This is a genomic window from Fulvivirga lutea, from assembly GCF_017068455.1.
In the GTDB taxonomy this organism is placed as follows: Bacteria; Bacteroidota; Bacteroidia; order Cytophagales; family Cyclobacteriaceae; genus Fulvivirga; species Fulvivirga lutea.
The window spans coordinates 3,799,913-3,825,076 of sequence record NZ_CP070608.1; the positions used below are offsets into that span (position 1 = coordinate 3,799,913).

Consider the following 25,164-nt stretch of genomic DNA (forward strand, 5'->3'; position numbering starts at 1 on the left):
AGAATAACTTTTTAATGGTCATTCGTTGTTAATAAACATGTGCATATTTGGCACTTCGTTACAACTACTTAATTATTAAGCTCATATGGCAAACGCTAAAGCTGAACTACTCACTATAGGAGATGAAATTCTCTACGGACAAATAAATGATACCAACTCACAATGGATGAGTCAGGAATTGGATAAGGTTGGTATTCGTGTAATCAGAAAAACCACGGTGGGAGATAATAGATCAGACATGCTTCAGGCATTTGAAGAAGCAGAGAATCGTGCAGATATTATTTTAATAACTGGTGGCCTTGGCCCAACGAACGATGATTTAACCAAACCCTTACTGGCAGAACATTTTGACTGTGGCCTTAAAATGAATTTGGAAGCCCTTGAAGAGGTTCGTGAGTTTTTTAGAAGTAAGGGTAAAGAAATTACGCCCATCAATGAAAAACAGGCCGAATTGCCTATTTGTGCAGAGAAAGTGAGCAACACCTTAGGTACAGCACCGGGCATGTGGTTGGAGCGTAACGGAAAAGTATTCGTTTCCATGCCGGGAGTACCGCACGAAATGAAGAAAATGATGTTGGACACAGTAATTCCCAAACTCCAGAAATTCTATAAAACGGATATGATTTTCCATAAGGTGATCAAGACCATTGGAATTGGTGAATCTTGGTTGGCTGATGAGATACGCGAATGGGAAAAGGCACTTCCGGAGCATATTAAACTGGCCTACTTACCTAGCCTGGGACAAGTAAAACTGCGCTTAACCGCTATTGGCGGAGATATGAATCAGCTTAAAGCTGATGTGGAAGAACAAATTGAAATACTGCATAATTATGCTGGTAAATACATCTATGGGTATGATAAAGATGAAATTCAGTCCGTAGTTGGTCAAATGTTAAAAGAACACAACCTGAAAGTGGCTTTCGCTGAAAGCTGCACTGGTGGGTATGTCTCGCATTTAATTACATCTATACCAGGCAGTTCATCTTACTATCAGGGCACTATCATTCCATATCACAATGAATTAAAAGCCAATGTTTTGGGCGTGAAAGAAGAAACATTGAAGGCTCATGGCGCTGTAAGTGAAGAAACCGTCATTGAAATGTCTAACAATGTGCGTAAACTTTTTAATGCAGATATCGGTATCGCGATAAGCGGAATAGCCGGCCCTGATGGTGGCACACCTGAAAAACCCGTAGGCACCGTGTGGATTGCCTATGCAGATGGTGAACAGACTAAAGCACGTATGCTGCAACTGTGGAAAGACCGCGAAGTGAATATAAAAGCCACTGCAATCGCAGTAATGAACCTTATCAGGATAACTTTATCGAAATCGATTGAGATAAAAAACTAAAATGCTAAATTTGCGGTCAAATTCAGAATCAAAGAGATTTTATAATACATGGCACTAGTAGAACTATTAATGCCCAAAATGGGCGAAAGTATAATGGAAGCCACCGTGCTTACCTGGTTAAAAAGTGAAGGCGATACGATCGAGCAAGATGAATCTGTATTAGAAGTAGCTACTGATAAAGTAGACACGGAAGTACCATCTACGCATGCCGGTGTATTAAAAGAAATTTTGGCGAAAGATGGCGAAGTGGTTGAAGTGGGCAAGCCTATAGCGATAATCGCTACGGATGGTGACGAAGGTGGTGCACCAGCGGCTCCAAAAGAAGAGCCGAAAGCAGCTCCTGCAAAAGAGACAAAAGCTGAACCTGTTGCCGCTTCTAGCTCAAACGGCTCCAATGGCTCTGTTTCTTATCAGAATTCAGACCGTTTTTACTCACCATTGGTTAAAAACATAGCTAAAAAAGAAGGTATTGCTCTAGCTGAGCTTGAAACCGTTCCGGGTTCAGGAAAAGAAGGCAGAGTAACAAAACACGATATTTTAAATTACTTAGAAACAAGAGGTTCTCAGCCTGCTGCCGCTCCTGCTCAAACGAGTAGTCCGGCACCAGCATCGCAGCCAGCTGCTGCACCTAAGTCTGCTCCATTAGTTCCTGCTTCTATCAGCGCAGGTGACGAAATCATTGAAATGGACAGAATGCGCAAGATGATTGCCGAGCGTATGGTAGATTCTAAGCGTATTTCTCCGCACGTTACGTCATTCGTTGAGGCAGATGTAACCAACATTGTATTCTGGAGAAACAGAAATAAAAATGAATTCAAAAAGCGTGAAGGCGGCAATTTAACCTTCACTCCTATCTTCATTGAGGCGGTTGTTAAGGCCATTAAGGACTATCCAATGATCAACATTCAGGTGGATGGCGATAAAATTATTAAGAAGAAGGACATAAATATTGGAATGGCCGTGGCGCTACCTTCTGGTAACTTAATTGTGCCTGTTATCAAAAATGCCGATCAGTACAACTTAACAGGTTTAGCCAACAAAGTAAACGATCTGGCTGTAAGAGCGAGGGATAATAAATTAAGCCCTGATGAGCTTTCTGGTGGAACATTCACTATTTCTAACGTAGGTTCATTTGGCAACGTAATGGGTACGCCTATTATCATGCAGCCTCAAGTAGGTATTTTGGCGCTTGGCGCGATTGTAAAAAAGCCAGCGGTTATTGAAACACCTGCCGGTGATGCCATTGCGATTAGACACAAAATGTTCTTATCACACAGCTACGACCACAGAGTGGTAGATGGCTCTCTAGGTGGTATGGTTGTTCGCAGAGTAGCTGATTACTTAGAGAAATTCGAACTGAACAGGGATTTGTAATATTATTATCGTCATTACAAGCGAGTTTACGAGCAAAGTAATCTCTTCTTTAGAACGTCATTGCGGGCTCGCTATTAATTTTAAAAGTGTCATTGCGGTCATGCTCTTTATTTTTAGCATGTCATTGCGGGCTCGACCCGCAATCCCGAATTAGACAGAAAGACAAAGATTCCGGCTCCAGGCCGGAATGACAATACAAAAAGAGTGAATGCCAGACATTCACTCTTTTCTTTTATCCGGATCCTGCTTTATCACTATTCCAATAATTTTATTACTTAAGTGACTAGGATGTTGTATTTTTAATAAAGCTTCAATTATAAGTAGTTGTGTATAGCATTTTATATCATATGAGAAAATTTATAATTCTACTTGCGCTTTACTTTAGTATCAATATTTCAAGTGCACAACCAGTTTCATTTGAATTAAACAATTCAGATGCACTTTTATTAGATTCTGTCAAGCTTAGTAAGCTAACCACTACATTGTGGAAGGTTAAGAAAATTGAATTTGTGAATAGAGAAATGATTGATAGTTATGAGCCCTTTGGTATATTACAATATGAAAATAATGGTAATCTTCAGTACAACTATGGATATGGAAGCTGGGAATTAATTGAAAAAAAATATTTAAAACATCAACTTGATGACAAGAATGTAGAGTCTAGATTAAATTTTGGTGGGATATATGCTGTAATTGAAATAATCGATTCCACACTAACGCTATCAAAAGTACTTACCAGTACAAGTGATATGAAAAGAACAATTAGTTTAACAAAATATAGTGCCAATCGAAAATTTGGTAGTCAGAATCGTCCTTACTTAGGTAGAATTGAAAATAAAACAATGGACTCAATACGTTCATTAAGTAAAGAGGAATTGTTCATCTCTGGATTCAGGGTGAATAAAGATTTTATTATTGTCGAAACTCCCGATTCAGTTTATTGGATTAATAGAAAAAGCAACTAATGACTTGATAAATGAAACTAATAGTACCTATACTCTTATTATTTATAGCTTTTAGTTGCTCTGAAGAAAATCCTGTTCAACAAACAATTGTTGTTGAAAGCCGATGGATAGAAATTATCAATGAATCAGATACTATTAGTTTTGAATCTTTAGATGGATTAAAAGTAATCAGTCTCAAACGAGGGACTGAAATACAAAATGGACAATCCATACCAAAACCTGGCGCTGGTTTGTATGACTTTAAAATAACCAACGACAAAATATCCCTTCGTTGGTATCTATCAAGTAACTCTGCATTCAATGATTATTATTTCAACAAGTCTGATGACGAGCTGCAAATAGAAAATTTCTATGATGAAGGTGCTTCGGGTATTATTAATACATTTAGAAGAACAGAATAAAATCTTTTTGAATCATCATTGCTAACTGACAATTAGATTAAAAATTAATAAAACCGTTTATATAATGAAAAAGCTCTTAGTAATGGCATTGATCCTAATGCCTTCTGTAATGATTGCCAAGAAACAAACTGATTTATATGATAAGATTAAAGGTATAATGCTGACAGAATTAGATTACGTATACGACTCAACTAGTAACAAGCCTAAATCCTACATCAATGGGCCAACAGAAAAAGAAAGCGGATTACCACATACATACAGCTCCATTCCCGATAACCCGTCACCTTTAGTTGTCCTTAATGGTGATATAAAGGACATGGAAGAACTTAAAAAATACGATTCTAATGATATTAAATCTATTGAAATTTTTAAACCTGATAACACTAAGGTAGCATTATATGGTTTAAGAGGAACAGTAAAAGGAGTAATACTAATTACAACTAACCCATAGACTTACTTCCTGCTAGAGTAATTGTACATGAAATTCACTAATTTGCCTTTGTAGTAAAGTGAGATTAATATGGTAATTTCATTTTTAACAAGGACTAAAAACAAAAGTCTATGTACGTAAAAAGAAGATATGGTTTCTGGATGACCTTTAATTGGTCTAAATGGCCATTTATTTGGGGTGCCATTTACGGTTCATTAGTCTGCTCCATCTCCTATTTCACAGAGCTACATATTGCCCTACCATGGGGGCCGCTGGGTATCATAGGTATAGCAGTAGCCTTTTATCTCGGTTTTAAAAATAACAGTTCGTACGACAGAACCTGGGAAGCACGCAAAATATGGGGCAGCATTGTGAACAACAGTAGAACCTTTGGAGCGGCAGTGCTTTCTTTTGTACAAGGCGAAAATGAAGCTGAAATACATAAAAGTTTAATCTATCGTCATATTGCCTGGCTTACTTTGCTAAGGCACCAGCTTAGGCTAAGCAGAGAATGGGAACATTCAGAAAACCGCCTCAATGGCGTATATGCACCAACAGTTTGTGAAGATTACACCGATAAATTAGAAGCAGAGCTCTCCAAGTACATCTCTGAAAAAGAGATAAAAGAATTGGAGTCTAAAACCAATGGCGCTACCCAAATCCTAAAAATACAATCCAAAATTCTTCAGGAGCTAAAAGACAAAAACTACTTTGATGATTTCCGCCACATGGAATTCCATCAGCTCATAACCACGTTTTATGAAGATCAGGGGAAATCGGAACGAATTAAAAACTTCCCATTCCCGAGGCAATATGCCTCAGTAGCCATCTGGATTTCCGTAGTTTTTTGCGTTTTTGTACCCTTCGGTCTGCTCGATGTTTTAGGACAAAATGACCCTTGGGCTATGTGGATTTGTCCGTTTTTAAGCGGCTTAATTACCTGGGTTTTCTTCCTCATGGAAAAAATTGGTGATTACTCCGAAAACCCCTTTGAAGGAACCTATAATGATGTGCCAATCACATCCATTGCCAGAGGCATTGAAATTGATCTAAGGGAAATGTTTGATGATACCGACATTCCACCAGCCATTAAAGCTGAAAATGGATTCTTGATGTAAATACGAAGTGGATAGACGAGAATTTACCAAAGGGCTATTAACAACGGTTGCAAGTTTCGCAATGTTGGAATCATTGGTAGTTGCCAATGCCTTTGGTAAATCCATCAGACCCCTCACACAACATTGGGCAATACAATTAAATGAATACTGCTCTGACCTCAAAAAAAGGTCAATAACTGTTACAGAGTGGCAGTCGTTCATTGCAAAACTTTACAACAAAATTGAGCTCACAGAGCTTTTGAAATTCATTGAATTTGAAAAACTCACTCAAGGCTTTGATTATCCAGATTTGGGTGTGAATACACGCAAAGTGTTTTTTCCAAAGCTTTCCGGACTGCCCGAGAAAACGGTGTTTGTCAAAAAGATTTTTGGAATGAAGAAAGATAGAGCCATCATTCCACATGGACATAGTAACATGGCTTCCGCTCACCTGATTCTCCAAGGTGAAATGCATTTAAGGCATTATGAAAAGCTTGGGCAGGAAGATCAAAACCTCATTATCAAACCAACCATTGATAGAATAGCTCAGATTGGCGATAATTCTTCAATTTCGGATGAAAAAGACAATGTACATTGGTTTGTGGCTAACACAGATACTGCGTTTACCTTTGATGTCATCATGCTCGACTTAAATAACAAACCTTACGACATCCATAACTTGGATATTTACGAAAAACAAGACCTCCACAATGGAACTTTACGAGTGCCCATGCTGGATGTAAACACTGCATTGACCAAGTATGGTAAGCAGCATCATTAGTTATTATCCATCAATTTACCTTTTATTGCAGGTTCTGTTGAATTATTGAACTTAATTTAACGCTAACAGTTTTATTACTATGGCAGAAACAACGCATTGGACAGGTTCCGATAAATATTTGTGTGATCCGGCATTGGCACAGGCTTTTCATATGGCAAGAACATTAGGCATGCCCCTACTCATTGAGGGCGAACCAGGAACAGGTAAAACCGAACTTCCGATTCATTATGCAAAAGATCGAGGTCTGGACCTGGAAGTGTATCCGGTAGGTTCCAAAAGTAATATAGAGCAGTTTGTGGCGCGCTTCGATCATGTGAAGTACCTCCGCGATTCTCAGATTGAAATTTTAAATGCACAGCGCGAAGAGAAAGGATTAGAAAGTAAGCTAACTACCGGCAACAGAAACCCTGAAAAACTAGGCGATTATGTGGTGAAAGGACCGGCTGCCATTGCTTACAGCAAGCCAAATTCTGTGCTGTTAATTGATGAAATTGATAAGGCTCCCCGCGAGTTTCCGAATGATCTATTGTATGCCTTAAGTCATAGAAAATTCATTATGCCGGAATCAGGTGAGGTGATTGAAATATCGGAAGCAGATATGCCTGCCATTGTCATTACTTCCAACAGGGAACAAGAGCTGCCAACAGCCTTCAAAGGTCGTTGTATTTATCATTACATCGATTTTCCTGATAAAGAGGTGATGGGTAAAATCATCGAAAAGCATCATCCTAAACTGGATGAAAAAGTGGTGCGTGTAGCATTGGATGTGTTTTACCATTTACGCAGGCTAGGGTTGGAAAGGGCTCCAACAACTCGTGAAATCCTGAATTGGCTTAAATATATGGGTGACATCGCACCAAAAGAAGCAGTTAAAAAAATTGAAGGATTAGAAGGAATTGGTGCTTTGATAAAAACTCAAACCGATATGGAACGTGTAAATAGAATGATTGGTGCTGATGATACGTTCGGTGGATCTAGATTAAACTAATATGTTAAGCTCCCTACCAGAAAAATTTCGATCGCATGGGCTTAAAGCCGATGTACGCACATTGCTTTTGCTTCGAAAGGCCATGCAGAAAGGGTTGATAAAAACGCTGGGGGATATTTATAATGTATTGAAAGGCATTGTAGTGAAAGAGCCTTCAGAAATGGGCCCGTTTACCAAAGCTTATTACGAATACTTCTTATACGTGCCCATAGAGCCGGGTCAAACGCTGGAAGATGCCATTCTGAGATCAGAAACTTTTGCTAAGTGGAAAACACAGTTTCTGGATGAAGCCGGCAAAGATCTTTCTGATGAAGAGCTGGTAACCGAATTTTTAGACCAGGTGCATTTGACCAGTTACGACATTAAGGAAGTAATTAACGGAAAAGAAATTTGGGATAAAGACAACCCTGATTTGGCTGATGAAGATGGTCTGGAAAATGATGGCGAACCGGCAGAACGTGTACTTGATAAAATGGCTGATTATTCCGATTTATCACTAGAAGAACTGTTGGAGCGCATGGAAAAAGTGCGTGAGCAACAAAAAACAAGGCATGGAGGTGGCAGCCATTGGATTGGTACAGGCGGAATTTCACCTTACGGACATGGCGGAGCAGCTAAAAATGGCATTCGAGTAGGCGGACAAGGTGGTGGTAAAATGGCCCGTAAAGTCATGGGCGATAAAAACTACTTCCCAATCGACAGAGATGCTCTTTTAAATGATAATAACGTAGATGCTGCATTGGCATCAATAAAGGGTGTTATAGAGGAAAGTGCCATTGAAAAGTTAGATGTGCCATTAACTATCAAATCCGGACTAAAGCGTGGCGGACTTTTCATTCCAGAATTATCAAGCGAAAAAAATGAAGAGTTAAAGGTGATTGTCCTGATAGATAATGGTGGTTATTCCATGGCGCCTTACGTTCGCAGCGTGCAAAACCTCTTCCGAAAGATGAAAACCCGCTTCGCTCATGATTTGGAAGTGTATTATTTCCATAACACCATTTACAATCGAGTGTATGTAGATGAACGCAGAACCAAGTCTATCACCATTGACAAGTTGTTGGCCCATAGCAAGCGATACAGAGTGTTCTTTATTGGCGATGCTGCCATGGCTCCTTATGAATTAGATAGTCACAGCATTCAGTCGATACAATCCATTGTAAGCAAGTTTAAAAAATGCGTTTGGCTAAACCCGGAACCATTAAAGTATTGGCCTTATACCTACACCATTCAGGTAATGAAAGAGTTGGTTCCTATGTTTCCACTATCACCTGCCGGAATTGAAAGAGCGGTGAGGAAAATGAATGAAAAAAGCTCCAATTGACCCTCCAACTCATTACATTCACCTCAACTTCACAACGTGATTCATAAACTCAATAAGCACTTCACTGGCATTAACTCTACCTTTTTAGTATCTTATTGAAATGAAAAAACTTGTGGGCGTCTTCATACTACTTCTTGTAGCCTTCATCTGCCATGGAGATATAGACTCACTTAAAAATGAACTTCAAAAAAATACTTCGAAAAATAACGAGTTTTCGATTCAGCTTGAGTTGTTGAATGCGTACTACGAAAGAGGTTTTAACGATGAGGCCATTCAACTGGGCGAAAAATTACTCGTAGACCCAGCCATACAGAATCATGATGAGCTTAAAGCAAAAGTTGCCAATCGGTTGGGCACTATTTACACCAATATTGGTGGCAAAGATAATGCTGCCCTAAAGTATTTAACCATTGCGCTTGATATCTACAGAGAAGAAGGAAATCTGTTTGGCCAGGGAATAATTTTCAACAACCTGGGTAATATCTACCGGGATTTGGCTTACGACTCAAAAGCCATGGATTATTATCTGAAATCGTTAGAAATATGCCGAGAAATTAAAGACAAAGAAGGCGAGGCTTTCGCGCTAAAAAACATTGGTATTCTTTACGAATACCAGGGCTGGTACGAAAAAGCGCTAGAGTACCATCATTTGGCACTGTATATACGAGAGAAGGAAGGAAGTATCTTTCAAATAATATCATCTATGCTAAATGTGGCCATTTCTTACAATGGCCTGCAAGAGTATGAAAAAGCACTTTTAACGCTAGAACGTGCCCAACTAATGGCAGAAGAAAACAAAAGTGAGCTCATAGATGAAATTTTACATGAAAAAGGTAATGCACACTTTTCACTAGGCATTCCTGATAAGGCAAGATTTTATTATGAAAAGGCCATTTCGCAAGCTACCACTTTTAAGAAATACAAAGTAGTATGCTCAACGCTCGAGGATTTAATTCGCCTCAACCTCATTAATTCAGAGTTTGAGGCCATGAAAAATAATCTCATAAGGCTAAAGAGTTTATTAGACACCATTAGCTACGTGCGTGGAAATGTCGGATACGAATTATTAAGCTATCAGTTAGATTCTGCTAATAATAACGAGCTCTCTGCCCTCCGGCATTTTCAAAGAATGAGCCGACTAAATGATAGTTTGTATAGCGTATCTAATAGGGAAGATTTGATTCAGCAGCGCAGTGCATTGGAGCTATTACAAACTGAAAATGAGCTGGAGCTGGAACGTACCAAACAAAAATTCCAATCAAAGATTTACATCTATATAGTGGGTTTTTTAACAATTACTTTGCTTGGCCTTTCGTATATCGTTTATGTTAAATTGAAAAGCAATAGAAAGCTTAACAAACAGAAAGCGGAAATAAGTCACAAAAATAAAAAGCTGAAAAAGCTAAATGATCAATTGAATGATACTGTTGAAGAACTTCGTTCGGCCAATGAAACCATAGAAAATCAAAATAAGATCATTTCTCAGCATAACGAGAAGTTAGAGGAAATGGTAACGGAGCGAACAAAAAAGGTTGTTGATTACAGTAACAAGTTAGAAGAATATGCTTTTCACACAGCTCATAACCTAAGGGCTCCAGTGGCCAGACTGCTTGGACTCACAAATTTGTTCAACATCTCTACAGACGAAAAAGAAAAGCAGGTTTTGTTGGAAAAGATTGTGAAAGAAACGGAAGAAATAGATTCGGTAATACACACAATCAGTGTGATTTTGGATGAAACCGCACCATTGAAAAATCTAGGTTCTTAATTAACTAATCGCCTTTTTTACTGCCTCCACATTCTTTTTAGAGTTTCCAATGAATATTTTTTTATCAATAATAAAAACCGGCCTTTTCAAAAAGGTATATTCATTCAGAATCAGAAACTTATAGTCATCTTCCATTAAGATTTTATCTTTCAAACCTTGTTCTTTGTATTTTCTAGCTACTCGGCTAAACAGCGATTCATAGCTGGCTGAAAGATTTTTCATCTGATTAAGCTGCTCTTCAGTAATCTTTTTTGTTTTGATATCCTGATATTCGAACTCATCACCTATTCCCAGTTCTTTGATTATTCTCTTGCAGGTATCGCAGGTGGAGAGATAGTATACTTTTTTCATAGACAATTGGGTTAACATCAAAGTAAACAAGAATTTGGGTTTAGTCGTGGCTATTATCTATTTTTAATCAACCTATTTATTCATGACAAAAGTTATATCCTTCATTAGTAGAAAGGGTGGCACAGGAAAAACCACCAACGCCATAAACCTGGCTACCATGCTTCATAATCTTGGCCACAAGGTTGCATTAATAGAAACCGATACGAATTATACATTGAATACACTTCGAAAAATGGAAGTGTACAAATCCGGTGCGAAAGAAGATTCACTTTTCGAAATCTTGGGTTCTGAGGATAAGCAAATAGCTTCTGACCTCGAAAATATGAGATCGGCTAAAAGCTACGACTATATTTTAGTTGACAGTGCTGGTAAAACTACTGATGAAGGTATTAAAAAGCTCTGCCTACAAAGCGATGCTGTAATTGTGCCTACCAGCCTTACCCAAAATGATCTGTTGGTCACTTATCAAACAGTAGAAGATTTATCGCCAGCGAAGGAGTTGAAAAGTGATTTAAAGATTTTGGTTTTACCTAATAGGATACATAGCCTTACCGGATCAAAAACTATCATGGATGCACTGAGCGATCTCAATGCAGAAATTTTAGAAGTAACTGTTCCTCAAAAGAATTTGTTCGTAAATTTCAGTACAATCATGGCTGAAAAAGAGTATTTATCAGTAGCCAAAGAAATAGTTAAAAAATTGAATAATGGCTAAGCGTAAGAATCCATTAAAAGATTTAGATGCCTTTCTTAAGCAGGAAGCCAAGAGCTTCGTAGAGCCTAAAAAAGTGGCCAAAGATGAGTCAGCTGCTTTTCAATCTCCTCCACCAGTTAAAGAAGAATCTGAATCAGCGGCACTTCCTCTAAACGAAAATTCCGTGAAGTCATTTTTGAAAGCGCTCAAAGCTAAAGGCGATGAAGAATTTTTGGATTTACTACTGTCAGTAGCTGAAGAATCAGACAAAGATTCATCCAAGAGTAAAATGCTGATAAATACCTTACTCTATTTAAAAGATCAGAAAAACTGGAAGGAAAACATCAAGGCATATTGGTCTTAGTACTTTAATTACATCTTGGCACATCGCAATATTCTGCTAAATTAGTTGCCGTTAGATTATCCATTTTAAAATTTACAACATGAAATTTGGCACCAAAGCTATTCATGCCGGTGTAGAGCCGGATCCATCAACAGGAGCTATTATGACTCCTATTTTCCAAACCTCCACATACGTGCAGGCGTCACCAGGCAATCATAAGGGCTTTGAATACTCCAGAACCCAAAACCCTACACGCAGTGCTTTACAAAAGAGCATTGCAGCGCTAGAAGGTGGTAAACATGGTCTTTGCTATTCTTCCGGTTTAGCAGCCATTGATGCAGTAATTAAACTTTTAAATCAGGGCGATGAGGTAATCGTAACAAATGATTTATATGGTGGAACATACCGCCTCTTCACTAAAATATATGCCAAATTCGGCATCAAATTCCATTTTGTGGATATGGAAGACATTGCCAATATTGAAAGCTATATAACAGACAAAACAAAACTGTTGTGGCTGGAAACACCTACCAATCCGATGATGAACATCATTGACATTGCTGGTGCAGCTAGTATTGCTAAGAAGCATAGCATTCGATTGGCTGTAGATAACACTTTTGCCACGCCCTACTTACAACAACCACTTGAATTAGGTGCAGATATTGTTATGCACTCAGTAACAAAATATTTAGGTGGGCATTCTGATGTAATAATGGGTGCTTTGGTTGTAAATGACGATCAACTGGCTGAAGACCTTGCTTTCATTCAAAAAAGTAGCGGTGCTGTGCCAGGTCCTCAGGATTGTTTTCTGGTGCTGCGAGGCATCAAAACACTACACCTACGAATGCAAAGGCATTGTGAAAATGGAAGAGTAATTGCCGAGTATTTAAGGTCTCACCCGAAAGTGGACAAGGTGTATTGGCCGGGTTTTGAAGATCATCCTAATCACCTCATTGCTAAAACTCAAATGAAAGATTTCGGAGGTATGATCTCTTTTACTTTAAAGGGTAATGATAAATCTGAGGCCTTCAAGGTGATGGAAAACTTTCACTATTTCTCATTAGCAGAGTCATTGGGGGGTGTTGAGTCAATGTCCAATCACCCGGCAAGTATGACACATGCAAGTGTTCCTTTTGATGAACGACAGAAGATAGGTTTAGTGGATTCCTTAATTAGACTTAGCGTAGGTATAGAAGATGTCGAAGACCTTATTGGTGATTTAAAAATGGCATTAGGCTAAACAAAAAAGGACGGATTAAATCTGCCCACTTTGCGCTATTGCATTTATATTTTAAACTTCGATTCTAGAACTTGATTTTGCCTCTACACCAACCGGGAAGGTAAGCGTAAATTTACTTCCTCCGCCCCCCCCTGTCTCAAGCTTAATCTCACCATTCAATCTATCTACTAATGTTTTTACAATGGCAAGACCTAATCCATTGGAACTTTCACCTGCCGTTGGCTGTGCACTTAACTTAGTGAATTTCTTGTATAGATTCTTTTTATCCTCTTCATTAAAGCCGGGACCAGAATCCTGAATAAACACCAATACATTATTCTCTTTTCTTGCCGCTCCTAATACTACTTTCGAATCGCGATTGGAGAACTTAATAGCATTAGATATTAAGTTATCAAGTATCCTCGACAAATAGGTTTCATCGGTATGAAGATAGGCGTGAGCATCCTTAATATCAGTTACAATCTCTATATTCTTAGATTTTGCGTCAGCATAAAAATACTTGGCTTTAGTTAACAGCATATCGCATGCATCTACCTTGGTAATGTCCATTTTTCTGGAATCATCTTCAAAGGAGTTTACATCCAACAAGTCTCGTATAAGATCAATACCACTTTGAGAGATGTCTTTTAAAAGCTCATTGTAATTCTTTTGTTCTTCATTCAAGCCAGAAAGCTTCAGCAATTCAGTAATACCTTTGATACGGTTAAATGGCGATTTTAAATCATGTGCTACAATATTCATCAAGGTATCTTTCTCTTGATTCAATTGAGCTAAATCAGCATTACGCTTCTGAAGTTTTTCATTCTGAGTATTAATCTGATCATTCTGTCTGCTAATCTCTTCTCTTTGAGCCGCTATTTCTTCGTTCTTCTCTCTCAGTTTAAGGTTATCAGCCCTGCGCTTTCTGCTCATCACCCAGATAAAAACAAGTAATGAGGAAACAACAAATATGATTACTGTCAGCGCTATATTTTGAATTTGCTGGCGCTCAATAATAGCCTCATCCCTAGCCTGCTGGGCTTTCAGCACTTCATTTTCTTGATTTTTCTTTTCAATTTCAAAACGAGCTTCCAGTCTCTCAATGGTCCGTGCAACTTCAGCATTATCCAATGCATGATTTAACTCAGTATATTTCAAAAATGCATTATAACTGGCCGTTACATCATTCTGATTAGCTGCAATCTCGGATAGATAATAATATGCATCTCGTTGTAGCGATAAGTCCTGGGTTTTATCAGAATCTTCAATTACCTTCTCTAAAAAATCTTTGGATCTTTCATACTCTCGTTGCTCAAAATAGACTTTTCCCAATTGAAGCTCAATCTGGCCTCTCAAGTCCATATTACGAGTACTAGAAACAGCCCTAAACGCCTTCAAACCAAAGATTAAAGCTTCATCATACTTTGCTTCAGAGTAATACAACTTAGATATTCCTAAGTCGATATTTGCAATGTTAATTTTATCATCGATTGATTCCGCTTTTACCTTGGCCTGAAGGTAATGATCAAAGGCTTTATCGAAATTTTCTATCTGCTCGTAAATGCCTGCTATTTCAATAAGTATTGATATCTGTCCCCTTATATTTCCACTTTCGATCCTAATCTGAAAAGACTTTTCACTCATTTCAAGTGCCTTCTCATAGTTGTTTTGGGTTTGATACAATTCAGCTAAACTCTTGTAGCAATAACTTACTCCATCCCAGTCATCTATTGCCTCAAATATTTTTAATGCTTTAAAATAGGTATCATAAGATTTTAAGAAATCTCCCTGATTAAGGTGTAATCTTCCCAAGCTATTAAGCGCATGAGCATACTGCGATGAATCATTATGAATTTCAGCCTCTTCTAGTGCTTTGTTATAATATTCAAAAGACTTTACATTATCTCCTTTGTAGTGATACCCTATTCCTATGTAATTCAGGGGTTTGGCAATTCCTCTATCTGAATTTAAACGTTTGGTTAACGCTATGGCTCGCTCGGCATAAAGAATAGTACTGTCAGGTTCTGATTTTCTATACTCCCAGCCCAACTGATTGTACAATTCAATTCTGTTTGAATCGTTGATAGCAAGTTTGCTTAGCTTAGCATTAAGGCTATCTATTCGCTCCACATTTTGTGATACCCCAAGAAATGGAAATAGGAAAAATAACCAGAATATGTACTTTTTTACGAAACGCAACATTTTATAATAGGCCATTTCAAGTTCAAAAATAGCAATCTTATTGGTCATTTCCTTATCAATACCTTACTGAAATACATTGATTAATCTGGGCTGACTTTTACATTATGAATTTCTTCCGAATTAATTTTGATAACTTTAGTTGAACCAATAACTATTTGTAACATGATCAAAAAATTCACTCTTCTACTTGCTCTAATTATTGCATTCACGAACCAAAGTATTTCACAAAGAAAAAAGTCGAATAATGAGACCCTTACCTATCCATCCGAACTAATAGACGGTATGAAATGGCGGCATATTGGACCTTACAGAGGTGGAAGATCGGCAGCGGTAACCGGAGTTAAAGGCAAACCCACTTTATTTTATATGGGAGTTACGGGTGGAGGTGTATGGCAAACCACAGATGGCGGCAACTCCTGGAAAAATATTAGTGATGGTTTTTTCGGTGGATCGATTGGTGCAGTAGCTGTGAGCGAATGGGACAATAATGTGATTTATGTAGGTGGCGGAGAAGTTACAGTTCGAGGAAATGTCTCTTCAGGATCAGGAATGTATAAATCAGTTGATGCCGGAAAGACCTGGGAGTCGATTGGCCTCCCTAACTCTAGGCATATTCCAAGAATTTCAATACATCCTAAAAACCCTGATCTGGTTTACGCAGCCGTTTTGGGCGACTTGTACAAATCAACAAATGAAAGAGGAGTTTATAGAAGTAAGGATGGTGGTAAAAACTGGGAGAGAATACTTTTTGCTAATAGCAATGCCGGTGCAGTAGACCTGATAATGGACCCAAATAACCCAAGAATTTTATATGCCTCCACATGGAATATAAGAAGAACCCCATACAGCTTGGAGAGTGGTGGCCCTGGTTCTGCCATATGGAAAAGCACTGACGGTGGTGATAACTGGGAAAACATCAGTACTAATAAAGGATTACCCAAAGGCGTTTGGGGCATATCGGGCATAACCGTTTCACCTGTAAATTCAGATAGACTTTGGGCTATCATAGAAAATGCTGAAGGTGGTGTATTTCGGTCTGACGATGCAGGAAAAACCTGGACAAAAACTAATGACGACCGAAGTTTAAGACAAAGAGCATGGTACTACTCAAGGATTTATGCCGATACGCAAGACGAAGATATGGTGTATGTGATGAATGTGGCATACCACCGATCAAAAGATGGCGGAAAGACATTCGAGTCTTTTTATGCCCCGCATGGAGATCATCATGATTTGTGGATAGCACCAGAAGACAACCAAAGAATGATTATTGGTGATGATGGTGGTGGACAAGTTAGTTACGATGGTGGAGAAAACTGGACTACCTATTTAAACCAACCCACGGCACAGTTTTATCGCGTGACAACGGATAACCATTTTCCCTATAGAATTTATGGCGCACAACAAGATAATTCCACAATACGAATTAGTCATCGTACAACAGATGGCGCTATTGACGAGAGAGATTGGGAGCCTACCGCTGGAGGTGAGAGTGCACATATAGCTGTTAAGCCAGACGATAATGACATTGTATATGGTGGAAGTTATGGCGGTTATTTATCACGAGTGAATCATAAAACAGAAGAAATAAGAGGTATAAACGTTTGGCCGGACAACCCTATGGGGCATGGTGCTGAAGATTTTAAATATAGATTCCAATGGAATTTCCCTGTTTTCTTCTCACCACACAACCCTGACAAACTCTATGCTGCATCCAATCAATTACATGTTACAACCAACGGTGGCCAGTCATGGGAAACAATCAGCCCAGACTTAACTAGAAACGATTCTACCAAATTAGGCTCATCAGGTGGCTTAATAACGCAGGATAATACCAGCGTGGAGTACTACTGCACCATTTTTGCCGCTGCAGAATCTCCTAAACTAGAAGGACTTATCTGGACTGGCTCTGATGACGGACTCGTGCATGTTACGAAAGATGGTGGAAAAAATTGGAGCAACGTCACACCAACTAATATGCCTGAATGGACAATGATCAACAGTGTGGAAATCGACCCATTTAATGAAGGTGGTGTCTACATTGCTGGAACACGATATAAATTAGGTGACTATCAACCATACTTATACCATACAACAGATTATGGTAAAACCTGGAGAAAAATAACTTCGGGTATTCCGAGTGAACACTTTACACGTGTACTGCGTGCCGATCCAAAAAGAAAAGGATTATTGTATGCCGGTACTGAAAACGGAATGTATATCTCTTACGACAATGGAACATCCTGGTCTTCATTTCAGCTGAATTTGCCAATAGTTCCTATTACCGATCTGGCAATTAAAAATGATAATTTGATAGCCGCAACACAAGGTAGAAGTTTTTGGTTAATCGATGATTTAACACCTTTACACCAGCTTAACGAAACTATCAAAACCAAAAAATTACATTTGTTCAAGCCTCTAGATAGTTATCGCATGGAGGGTGGTAATAATGCTGATAAAAAGTATGAAGGCGATAACCATCCTGGCGGTGCATTAATCCACTTTTACGTGAAAGATACTGCTGGTTTAGATACTGTAAGAATGAATATTTATGATAGCCAACAAAAGTTGGTTAGAACTTTCAGTTCCAAACCCAAAGCAGACAGCAAGGAAAGTACATTAGATATTAAGCCCGGAATGAACATCAATAGTTGGGATTTAAAATATAACGGTGCTGACGGTTTTGAAGGCATGATACTTTGGTGGGCATCTTTGCAAGGCCCAACTGCTGTACCTGGAAATTATATGGCAGAGTTAGTTCACAAGGACTTTACTCAAAAAGTAGAATTTAAGGTTTTAAAAGATCCAAGAATAAGCTCATCAATTGCCGATTTACAAGCTCAATTCGACTTTCAACAAGAGGTAATTGCCAAGCTTTCAGAAACCAATAAGGCTATTGAAAAGATTAGAAAGGCTAAAACTCAAATTACGGATGTTGCCGCTAAATACGATAAAGAGAAATATCCCGATCTTCATGAAATGGCTGAGAAATTAAAGTCTAACTTAAATGCTGTAGAGGTAGAATTATATCAAACTAAAAACAGAAGTAATCAAGACCCTCTTAACTTCCCTATTAAGTTAAATAACAAGCTTGGGCATTTAAATTCGCTCATGGGCATGGGTGATTTTAAACCAACCGATCAGGCAATAGAATTTAAGAAAGAAGTTACCACTCTAATCGACAAGGAATTAAGTAGATTAGAGGCTATTTTCGAAAAAGATGTCCCAGCATTTAATGAATTAGTTAAAACTAAAGACTTAAATGCCGTTGTGATTAAAGAGTAATAATGAAATACATACCTATGTTATTATTAGTTGGCTTATTAGCATATTGCTGTAAGCCAACTGATAATCAAAAAACCGCAAATACAATTTCTTACTGGCAACCAACTAGTATTAGTAAAAGTGAAACCTTACCTAAGGAGTTTAATAGTTATAAATTAGACTTTGATAAATTAAAGAATCATTTAACTACAACTAACAAGGTAATTACTCCAACATTAGGTGGTGAATATCAAGAAAATCATCTTGAAGAATCTGGCACGATGAGCCCAGAACTTGCGGCAAAATTTCCTGAAATTAAGTCATATAAAATTATTGGTAATGATGACATTGTTTTAGGCCGCATAGACATCAACCCATCAGGTTTCTATCTTATGATTACAGATAAGCAAACCACTTACTACATTAACCCAGTTGAGAAAAAAAGTGAGTACTACATCGTTTATGATAAAAAGTACGCTGTAAAAAATTCTGATAACCCTTTCATCGATAAAGTAATTAAGTAATGAATAAATTGTTCAAAGTTACGCTTCTGGCTTTCATAACCATCCCCAACCTATCTAATGGTCAAAGCCTATGGTCAGAGGCCAAAAGCACGTCAAATGAAAGAAAGGAAATAAGTATTTCAACACGTCAATCTAAATTCTACAATTTAGACCTACCGAAATTGGCGGATAATTTAAGCAGTAATCAAACTACTATTGAAGTGCCATTACCCAATGGTGATTTTGCCCAATTTACTTTGGAAGAATCAGGAGTAATGTCCAAAGAATTAAAAGAAAAATACCCTGACATCAAGGCTTATAAAGGCAAATCATTGAATAATAAATATTCAGGAAGGTTTGATATAACCAGCAAAGGTTTTCATGGTATGTTCCAATCAGCGGAAGGAACAATTTTTATTGATCCAATCAATTTAAATTCCAAGTCTGAATATCAGGTATACTATAAGAAAGACTTCATAGCTTCTAAAGAGGGTTTTTCAAATGATGATGTTTTAAACGATAAGCAAAGTGTCGCTCTTAGAACGGAAGCTAAATCTAATCAATCTTCAGAAAGATCATCAGGCACAGAATTACGAACTTACAGTATTGCCATTTCTACAACCGGAGAATACACTCAATTTCATGGAGGAACTGTGCCAGACGCTCTGTCTGCCATAGTTACAACAATGAATAGGGTAACTGGTATTTATGAATCTGAAGTAGCTATTTCGTTTGAATTGGTGGGTAATACAGACTTATTAATTTTCACCGACCCAAACACCGATCCATACACAAACGGTAGTGCGAGTTCGTTTATAAATGAAGTACAAGCAGAGATAGATAACATTTTGGGAGCAGGCACATATGATGTTGGTCATGGGTTTTCTACTGGTGCCGGTGGACTTGCTGGCCCCGGACCATGTATAAGTGGTGGTAATGCACGCGGGGTAACTGGTACTAGTACACCCATTGGAGACCCTTACGATGTTGACTATGTGGCACATGAAATTGGTCATCAATTTGGTGCTAATCATACTTTCAATGGAACATCTGGTTCATGCACTGGCGGCAATAGAAACAGCTCTACAGCCTATGAGCCTGGAAGCGGGACGACCATTTTAGCCTATGCCGGTATTTGTTCACCTCAAAACATCCAAAATAATAGCGACCCTTACTTCCATAGTGCCAGCTATGACGAAATATTAGCATATAGTGTCGATGGATCAGGCAATAACTGCCCTACAATCACATCAACAGGTAACACTCCTCCAGATGTATATGCAGGCGAAGGTGGATTTACTATCCCAGCAAATACTCCTTTTAAACTGATGGGCTCAGCTTCAGACCCAGATGGAGATGAATTGACCTTTGCCTGGGAGCAACATGACTTAGGGCCTGCTGGTCATCCAAATAGCCCAAGTGGAAATGCCCCATTGTTTCGATCATTTAGCCCAACTACGAATCGAACCCGATACTTCCCGCAACTGAGCGATATTATAAATAACACTCAAACTTTAGGCGAAATTCTACCAGACTATGATCGATCATTATCATTCAGGTTTATTGCTCGAGATAATGCTGATGGTGGCGGGGGCGTGAATTATGATAATTTACTCTTCAATGTTACAACAGAAGCCGGCCCATTTATTATTAATTCTTTTAACACCACCACTGAGGTGGAAGCTAAAAATAATGTTGAAGTAACTTGGGATGTTGCAAACACAAATTTATCACCAGTAAATTGTAAGTATGTAAATATACTATTGTCAGAGGACGGAGGTCTAACTTACCCCCATGTATTGCGTTCGAATACATTAAATGATGGCAGTGAGTTAGTGTTAATACCTGATATTATAACTACACGCGCCAGAATTATGATTGAAGCTGTAGATAACGCTTTTTTTGATATTAATAACATAGATTTTTTAATAAATGAGCCAACTAAGCCAGATTATAATCTTTCATTAGATAATAGCTCGATAGTTATTTGCGGTGAAGAATCAAAAGAAATTGAAATAAGTGTTGGAAGTATATTGGGTTATTCAGAAAATGTAACGTTAACATTGGAAGGATTAACAGATGGAATTAATGCAGAGTTCTCTCAAAACATTGTAGCGCCAGGGAACAAAAGTATATTAACAATAAATAACCCTGATTTAACTGCAGATGGTACTTACTATTTAGATTTAATTGCCAATTATGGAGTCAGCGAGAGAAGGCTTAATCTAGTTTTGGATATTTATGATGGCGAGCCTGATATATTAAATATTTTATCTCCTGAAAATGGTGAAACAGAGGTTGCCACTTCTGGTACAGTAGTTTGGAATGACATACGCGGTAGTTTCCTCTATTTTGGCGAATTAGCAACAGATGAAGCCTTCACTAATATTATTTCAGGTTACAATAGTTCTGCTGGAGGGTTGTTTACTTATTCTAATCTGGAAGAAAGTACTACATATTATGTTAGGGTAAAAAGCTTTGGAGGTTGTGAGGATAGTGATTACTCGGTTAGTTCTTTCACAACAGGTACCCCTAGCTGTACAACACTAGAAAGCACGGATGTTCCAATTACTATAGAGAGTGTTGGAACTCAACAAATAGTTTCAGAATTGATGATGAATAGTGAAGGACCAATATCAGACATCAATGTTATTGGATTACAGGGGACACATACCTACATAAGTGACTTAATTGTTCAAATTTTATCTCCATCAAGTGCCGGGGCTACTCTCTTTAGTCAAATATGTGATGATCAAGATGATTTCAATATTAATTTCGATTCTGGAGCTTCTGTTGGGTCTATTCCTTGTCCCCCTACAGATGGAGGGACTTATCAACCTCAAACTTCATTAGATGCTTTAAATGGGTTGGAAGCTTATGGTATATGGCAGCTCAGAATATCAGATGTTTTTGATCAAGATGGAGGCTCTTTAGATGCGTGGGGCTTAGAAATTTGTACAATAGGTAATGGAAAGACGCTACCACCATCTAACTTAACAGCTGGCTCTTCAAATGATAGTGTGGTAATTCTAAATTGGCACGACAACTCACGAAGTGAAACGGGCTTTTCCATTGAGAGATCTACAAATAACAATACCAATTTTTCAGAAATAGCAACAGTAGGTGCAGGCGTTACAACATATTCAGATGCAACAATTTCTGTATCAGATTCATACTATTACAGGATAATTGCATTAAGCACAACAAATTCCAACCCATCAAATGAAGAATCGATTTCATTTTTTCCATTTGCTCCTGCTAATCTTAACTTATCTAATATTACTGCTAATAGTCTTACGCTAAACTGGACAGATAATAATAATGATGAAGAAGGTGTTGTTTTGGAAAGATTAGAGAATGGTGTGTTTTTGGAAATTGCAATATTAACACCTAACACGACCAGCTATACAGACGATTCCTTAGAACCCGGAACCTATTATTCTTATAGAATTAAAAATTTTAAAGGAACTCTTGAGTCAGACTATTCTGCAATTCTAATTGGTCGTACATTATCTCTACCTCCTGCTAACCCAACTAATTTGACTGCTGAAATTGAAGGTCTTGATCAAATTAACCTTACGTGGAATGATAATTCTAATAATGAAGAGAATTATGTTATTGAGAGAAGTATACAAAACAATTTAAACTATGTAGTAATTGCCACATTAGAATCAGAATCCACAATATTTGAAGATATCAACTTAAACCTTGATAATGAATATTTCTATAGAGTTAAAGCAATAAACTCTGGAGGGAGTTCAGGCTATAGCAATGAGGTATCGGCACTATTACTCCCATTACCACCAGCTTCACCTACTAATCTAATTGCCGAAGCAATAGACTTAAGTCAAATAAGCTTAAGCTGGGTAGATGTAGCCGATAATGAAGATAATTATATAGTTGAGCGAAGCGTTGGTGAGAATAATAATTATGTAGAAATAGCCTCAATTAGTGCTAATTCAACATCGTTTGACGATGATAATTTGGGAGAGCTAACTGAGTATTTTTATAGAATAAAGGCAATAAATACTGGCGGAGAATCTGATTTCAGTAATGAGGCCTCCGCTTCAACACTTGTCCTATCGGTTAGTAATAATTTGGCTGATGAAGTAATTATTAGTCCTAACCCATTTGAAGGTATTCTTAATATTGAATTGAATGAAAATAAACAGGAAGTTGATCTGATCATTTACGATTCCAGAGGCCAGAAAATTGTAGCTCCGAAGGTTGTTGCCAATTCAAAAATATCTGTTGATTTATCCAGCTACCCTAATGGAATTTATCTAATTAGACTATCTAGCGCATCAGAAACACAGATTTTTAAGGTTATAAAATCGAATTTCAACTAACTGATAATCAGATGTTTAAGTAGGTTAAAATATTTTTGGCATCATCGTTGCACTCTTCTTATCAAATCAAAAAACGAAGAGCCATGAAAAAGATATTATTAACTCTCGCATTAGTTGTAGGTTTTTCTTCACTAGTAAACGCACAGTATTTCGTTACTTCTTTTGGAGTAGAACTGGGTTGGAATTTGCCAAACAGAGTACATAACGTAGTGTATAATAATTACTACGGATATGACATCGTTCATGCCTCAAGAGTTACCAATTATGGAGTAAGATATTTCGAACTTATTCTTAAAAGAGGTGATGTATTCGTTGAAGTTTCTGTAAGAAATGATGGTTGGATAAACAGAAGAATAGTAAGATATGATTACCCTCTTGTAAACCATGTTTGCGGTTCAGTTTGCGGATACCATTCAAATTATTACACTACTTATTATAACAACTGTAATAGTCATTTTCACAACGGACATAACCATGTGGTGTATGTAAATAACAGAAGACCACATCATGTACATGGTAATAGTCCTGGGAACGGACATAAGAATGGTCACTATAAAAATGGTAAAAGAGACCATCACGATTCTAGAAGATCTGCTGATGTGACTTATACCAGAAGAGATAGATACCATACCGATAAACAAGATCATAGCCGAGTGAGTAGAACTTCTTACGAGAAATCAAATAGAAGCAGTGCTCCAAGCAGATCAACAAGTTCAGGTAGAAGCAGAGGAAGATAAGCAGGGAAGAACAAAAAAGCCTCTCGAAATTCGAGAGGCTTTTTTCATTTAATTCGTCTCCAATATTTGAAAGAGCTCATCCAAATTAGGAGTAATAATTATCTCAGTTCTTCTGTTTTTCTGCCTACCCTCCTTCGTGTCGTTAGAATCAACTGGCATAAACTCCCCTCTTCCAGCAGCCATCACCTGATCTGAAGACACTCCGGCCTTAGTTAAAATTCTAATGATTGATGTGGCTCTTAGCACAGATAAATCCCAATTATCATTCATATATTGTGAAGTCCTGGAGATAGGCACATCATCGGTATGGCCTTCCACCATTATATTCAAATCCTCCTGATCTTTAATGGCCTTAGCTAATTGCTGCAAAGCACTAACTCCTTTAGGGTCAACACTTGTACTGCCAGACTTAAATAATAGCTGTTCAGCTAATGAAACATATACTTTCCCGTTCTTAACAGATACCGTTAAATCACTCTCTTTAAAGTTTAGTAAAGCCTCATTAATTCTCTTTTTAAGGGCCTGAACGGCCTTATCTTTATTTTCCAAAATCTGTTCCAGTTCTTTCACCTTCTGCTCTCGCACAGCTAAATCAGCACTAAGCTGTTCGTTTTGTTGTCTTGCTCTCTCAAGTTCTTCTTTGGTAGCAAGCAACCTTTCCTCTTGCTCAGCTAAATCACGTGTCATTTTACCGCTATTTCCAAGTAAGTTATCATACAACTTTTGAAGCTGAGCGTGATCCTTACTTAAGCTACTTAAGTCACCAGTCAAATTCTTTATTTTATTTTTGAGCTGACTAGTATCTTTCTTTAAAGTTGCAATTTCATTGTTTAGCCTGTCAATGGTAGCAAGTGCAGTAGCTAAACTATCCCTGCAATTCGCCAAATCAGATTCCAGATTAATCTTACTGGCTAGCAGCTCATCATACTTCTTCTGAGTAACGCACGAACCTACCAGCGCAAACAACCCAATGAAAACTATTACTTTTCTCATGTCTTTATATTTACATACTAATATCCGAAA

The 25,164-nt window shown here is 37.9% G+C and carries 20 protein-coding genes; 17 read left to right on the plus strand and 3 right to left on the minus strand.

Annotation, left to right across the window (positions count from 1 at the left end; translation table 11 throughout):
* The first annotated feature begins 85 nt into the window (after positions 1-85).
* From JR347_RS16930 to JR347_RS16975, 10 genes are all read left to right on the plus strand, one after another.
* Complete coding sequence (locus JR347_RS16930; RefSeq protein WP_205721764.1) at positions 86-1,351, plus strand: competence/damage-inducible protein A; 1,266 nt, start codon at positions 86-88, stop codon at positions 1,349-1,351.
* Positions 1,352-1,399: 48 nt separating this feature from the next.
* On the plus strand, positions 1,400-2,725 hold the full coding sequence (locus JR347_RS16935) for a dihydrolipoamide acetyltransferase family protein (protein WP_205721765.1): 1,326 nt from the start codon (positions 1,400-1,402) through the stop codon (positions 2,723-2,725).
* 347 nt (positions 2,726-3,072) lie between these two features.
* Positions 3,073-3,690, plus strand: a complete 618-nt coding sequence (locus JR347_RS16940) for a hypothetical protein (protein ID WP_205721766.1) — start codon at positions 3,073-3,075, stop codon at positions 3,688-3,690.
* An 11-nt stretch (positions 3,691-3,701) separates the two neighbouring features.
* Positions 3,702-4,091: a hypothetical protein gene (locus JR347_RS16945; protein WP_205721767.1), complete on the plus strand. Its 390-nt coding sequence runs from the start codon at positions 3,702-3,704 to the stop codon at positions 4,089-4,091.
* Positions 4,092-4,155: 64 nt separating this feature from the next.
* A complete protein-coding gene (locus JR347_RS16950) occupies positions 4,156-4,542 on the plus strand; it encodes a hypothetical protein (protein WP_205721768.1) in 387 nt (128 codons plus the stop codon).
* 110 nt (positions 4,543-4,652) lie between these two features.
* Positions 4,653-5,639, plus strand: a complete 987-nt coding sequence (locus JR347_RS16955; RefSeq protein WP_205721769.1) for a bestrophin family protein — start codon at positions 4,653-4,655, stop codon at positions 5,637-5,639.
* 7 nt (positions 5,640-5,646) lie between these two features.
* Positions 5,647-6,399 (plus strand): cupin domain-containing protein, encoded by a 753-nt coding sequence (locus tag JR347_RS16960; RefSeq protein ID WP_235689705.1) that lies wholly within the window; start codon positions 5,647-5,649, stop codon positions 6,397-6,399.
* Between the two features lie 79 nt (positions 6,400-6,478).
* Positions 6,479-7,387 (plus strand): AAA family ATPase, encoded by a 909-nt coding sequence (locus JR347_RS16965; protein WP_235689706.1) that lies wholly within the window; start codon positions 6,479-6,481, stop codon positions 7,385-7,387.
* 1 nt (position 7,388) lies between these two features.
* Positions 7,389-8,711, plus strand: coding sequence for a hypothetical protein (locus JR347_RS16970; RefSeq protein ID WP_205721770.1), 1,323 nt, complete (start codon positions 7,389-7,391; stop codon positions 8,709-8,711).
* A 100-nt stretch (positions 8,712-8,811) separates the two neighbouring features.
* Positions 8,812-10,479 (plus strand): tetratricopeptide repeat protein, encoded by a 1,668-nt coding sequence (locus JR347_RS16975; protein WP_205721771.1) that lies wholly within the window; start codon positions 8,812-8,814, stop codon positions 10,477-10,479.
* Here JR347_RS16975 and JR347_RS16980 read toward each other — a convergent pair whose 3' ends face one another.
* Positions 10,480-10,830: an arsenate reductase family protein gene (locus JR347_RS16980; RefSeq protein WP_205721772.1), complete on the minus strand. Its 351-nt coding sequence runs from the start codon at positions 10,828-10,830 to the stop codon at positions 10,480-10,482.
* Positions 10,831-10,912: 82 nt separating this feature from the next.
* Between JR347_RS16980 and JR347_RS16985 the strand changes: the two genes are divergently transcribed.
* The 3 genes from JR347_RS16985 (at position 10,913) to JR347_RS16995 (ending at position 13,107) form a co-directional block, all read left to right on the plus strand.
* The gene (locus JR347_RS16985; protein WP_205721773.1) at positions 10,913-11,545 is read left to right on the plus strand and encodes a ParA family protein; all 633 of its coding nucleotides are present in this window, start codon (positions 10,913-10,915) and stop codon (positions 11,543-11,545) included.
* Positions 11,538-11,888 (plus strand): hypothetical protein, encoded by a 351-nt coding sequence (locus JR347_RS16990; protein ID WP_205721774.1) that lies wholly within the window; start codon positions 11,538-11,540, stop codon positions 11,886-11,888. Before JR347_RS16985 ends, JR347_RS16990 begins: the two co-directional genes overlap by 8 nt.
* 79 nt (positions 11,889-11,967) lie before the next feature.
* Positions 11,968-13,107, plus strand: a complete 1,140-nt coding sequence (locus JR347_RS16995; RefSeq protein WP_205721775.1) for a cystathionine gamma-synthase — start codon at positions 11,968-11,970, stop codon at positions 13,105-13,107.
* Between the two features lie 51 nt (positions 13,108-13,158).
* Here the strand turns inward: JR347_RS16995 and JR347_RS17000 are convergent, their stop codons facing one another.
* Positions 13,159-15,336 (minus strand): ATP-binding protein, encoded by a 2,178-nt coding sequence (locus tag JR347_RS17000; protein WP_205721776.1) that lies wholly within the window; start codon positions 15,334-15,336, stop codon positions 13,159-13,161.
* Positions 15,337-15,450: 114 nt separating this feature from the next.
* Between JR347_RS17000 and JR347_RS17005 the strand changes: the two genes are divergently transcribed.
* From JR347_RS17005 to JR347_RS17020, 4 genes are all read left to right on the plus strand, one after another.
* Positions 15,451-18,573, plus strand: coding sequence for a WD40/YVTN/BNR-like repeat-containing protein (locus tag JR347_RS17005; protein WP_205721777.1), 3,123 nt, complete (start codon positions 15,451-15,453; stop codon positions 18,571-18,573).
* Positions 18,574-18,575: 2 nt separating this feature from the next.
* Positions 18,576-19,076, plus strand: coding sequence for a hypothetical protein (locus JR347_RS17010; protein WP_205721778.1), 501 nt, complete (start codon positions 18,576-18,578; stop codon positions 19,074-19,076).
* Positions 19,076-23,404, plus strand: a complete 4,329-nt coding sequence (locus JR347_RS17015) for a reprolysin-like metallopeptidase (protein ID WP_205721779.1) — start codon at positions 19,076-19,078, stop codon at positions 23,402-23,404. The genes JR347_RS17010 and JR347_RS17015 overlap by 1 nt, the downstream gene beginning before the upstream one ends.
* Positions 23,405-23,487: 83 nt before the next feature.
* Positions 23,488-24,141 (plus strand): hypothetical protein, encoded by a 654-nt coding sequence (locus tag JR347_RS17020; RefSeq protein ID WP_205721780.1) that lies wholly within the window; start codon positions 23,488-23,490, stop codon positions 24,139-24,141.
* A gap of 48 nt (positions 24,142-24,189) precedes the next feature.
* On the opposite strand, the gene JR347_RS17025 is transcribed toward JR347_RS17020, so the two are convergent.
* On the minus strand, positions 24,190-25,134 hold the full coding sequence (locus JR347_RS17025) for an OmpA/MotB family protein (protein ID WP_205721781.1): 945 nt from the start codon (positions 25,132-25,134) through the stop codon (positions 24,190-24,192).
* Positions 25,135-25,164 lie beyond the last annotated feature (30 nt).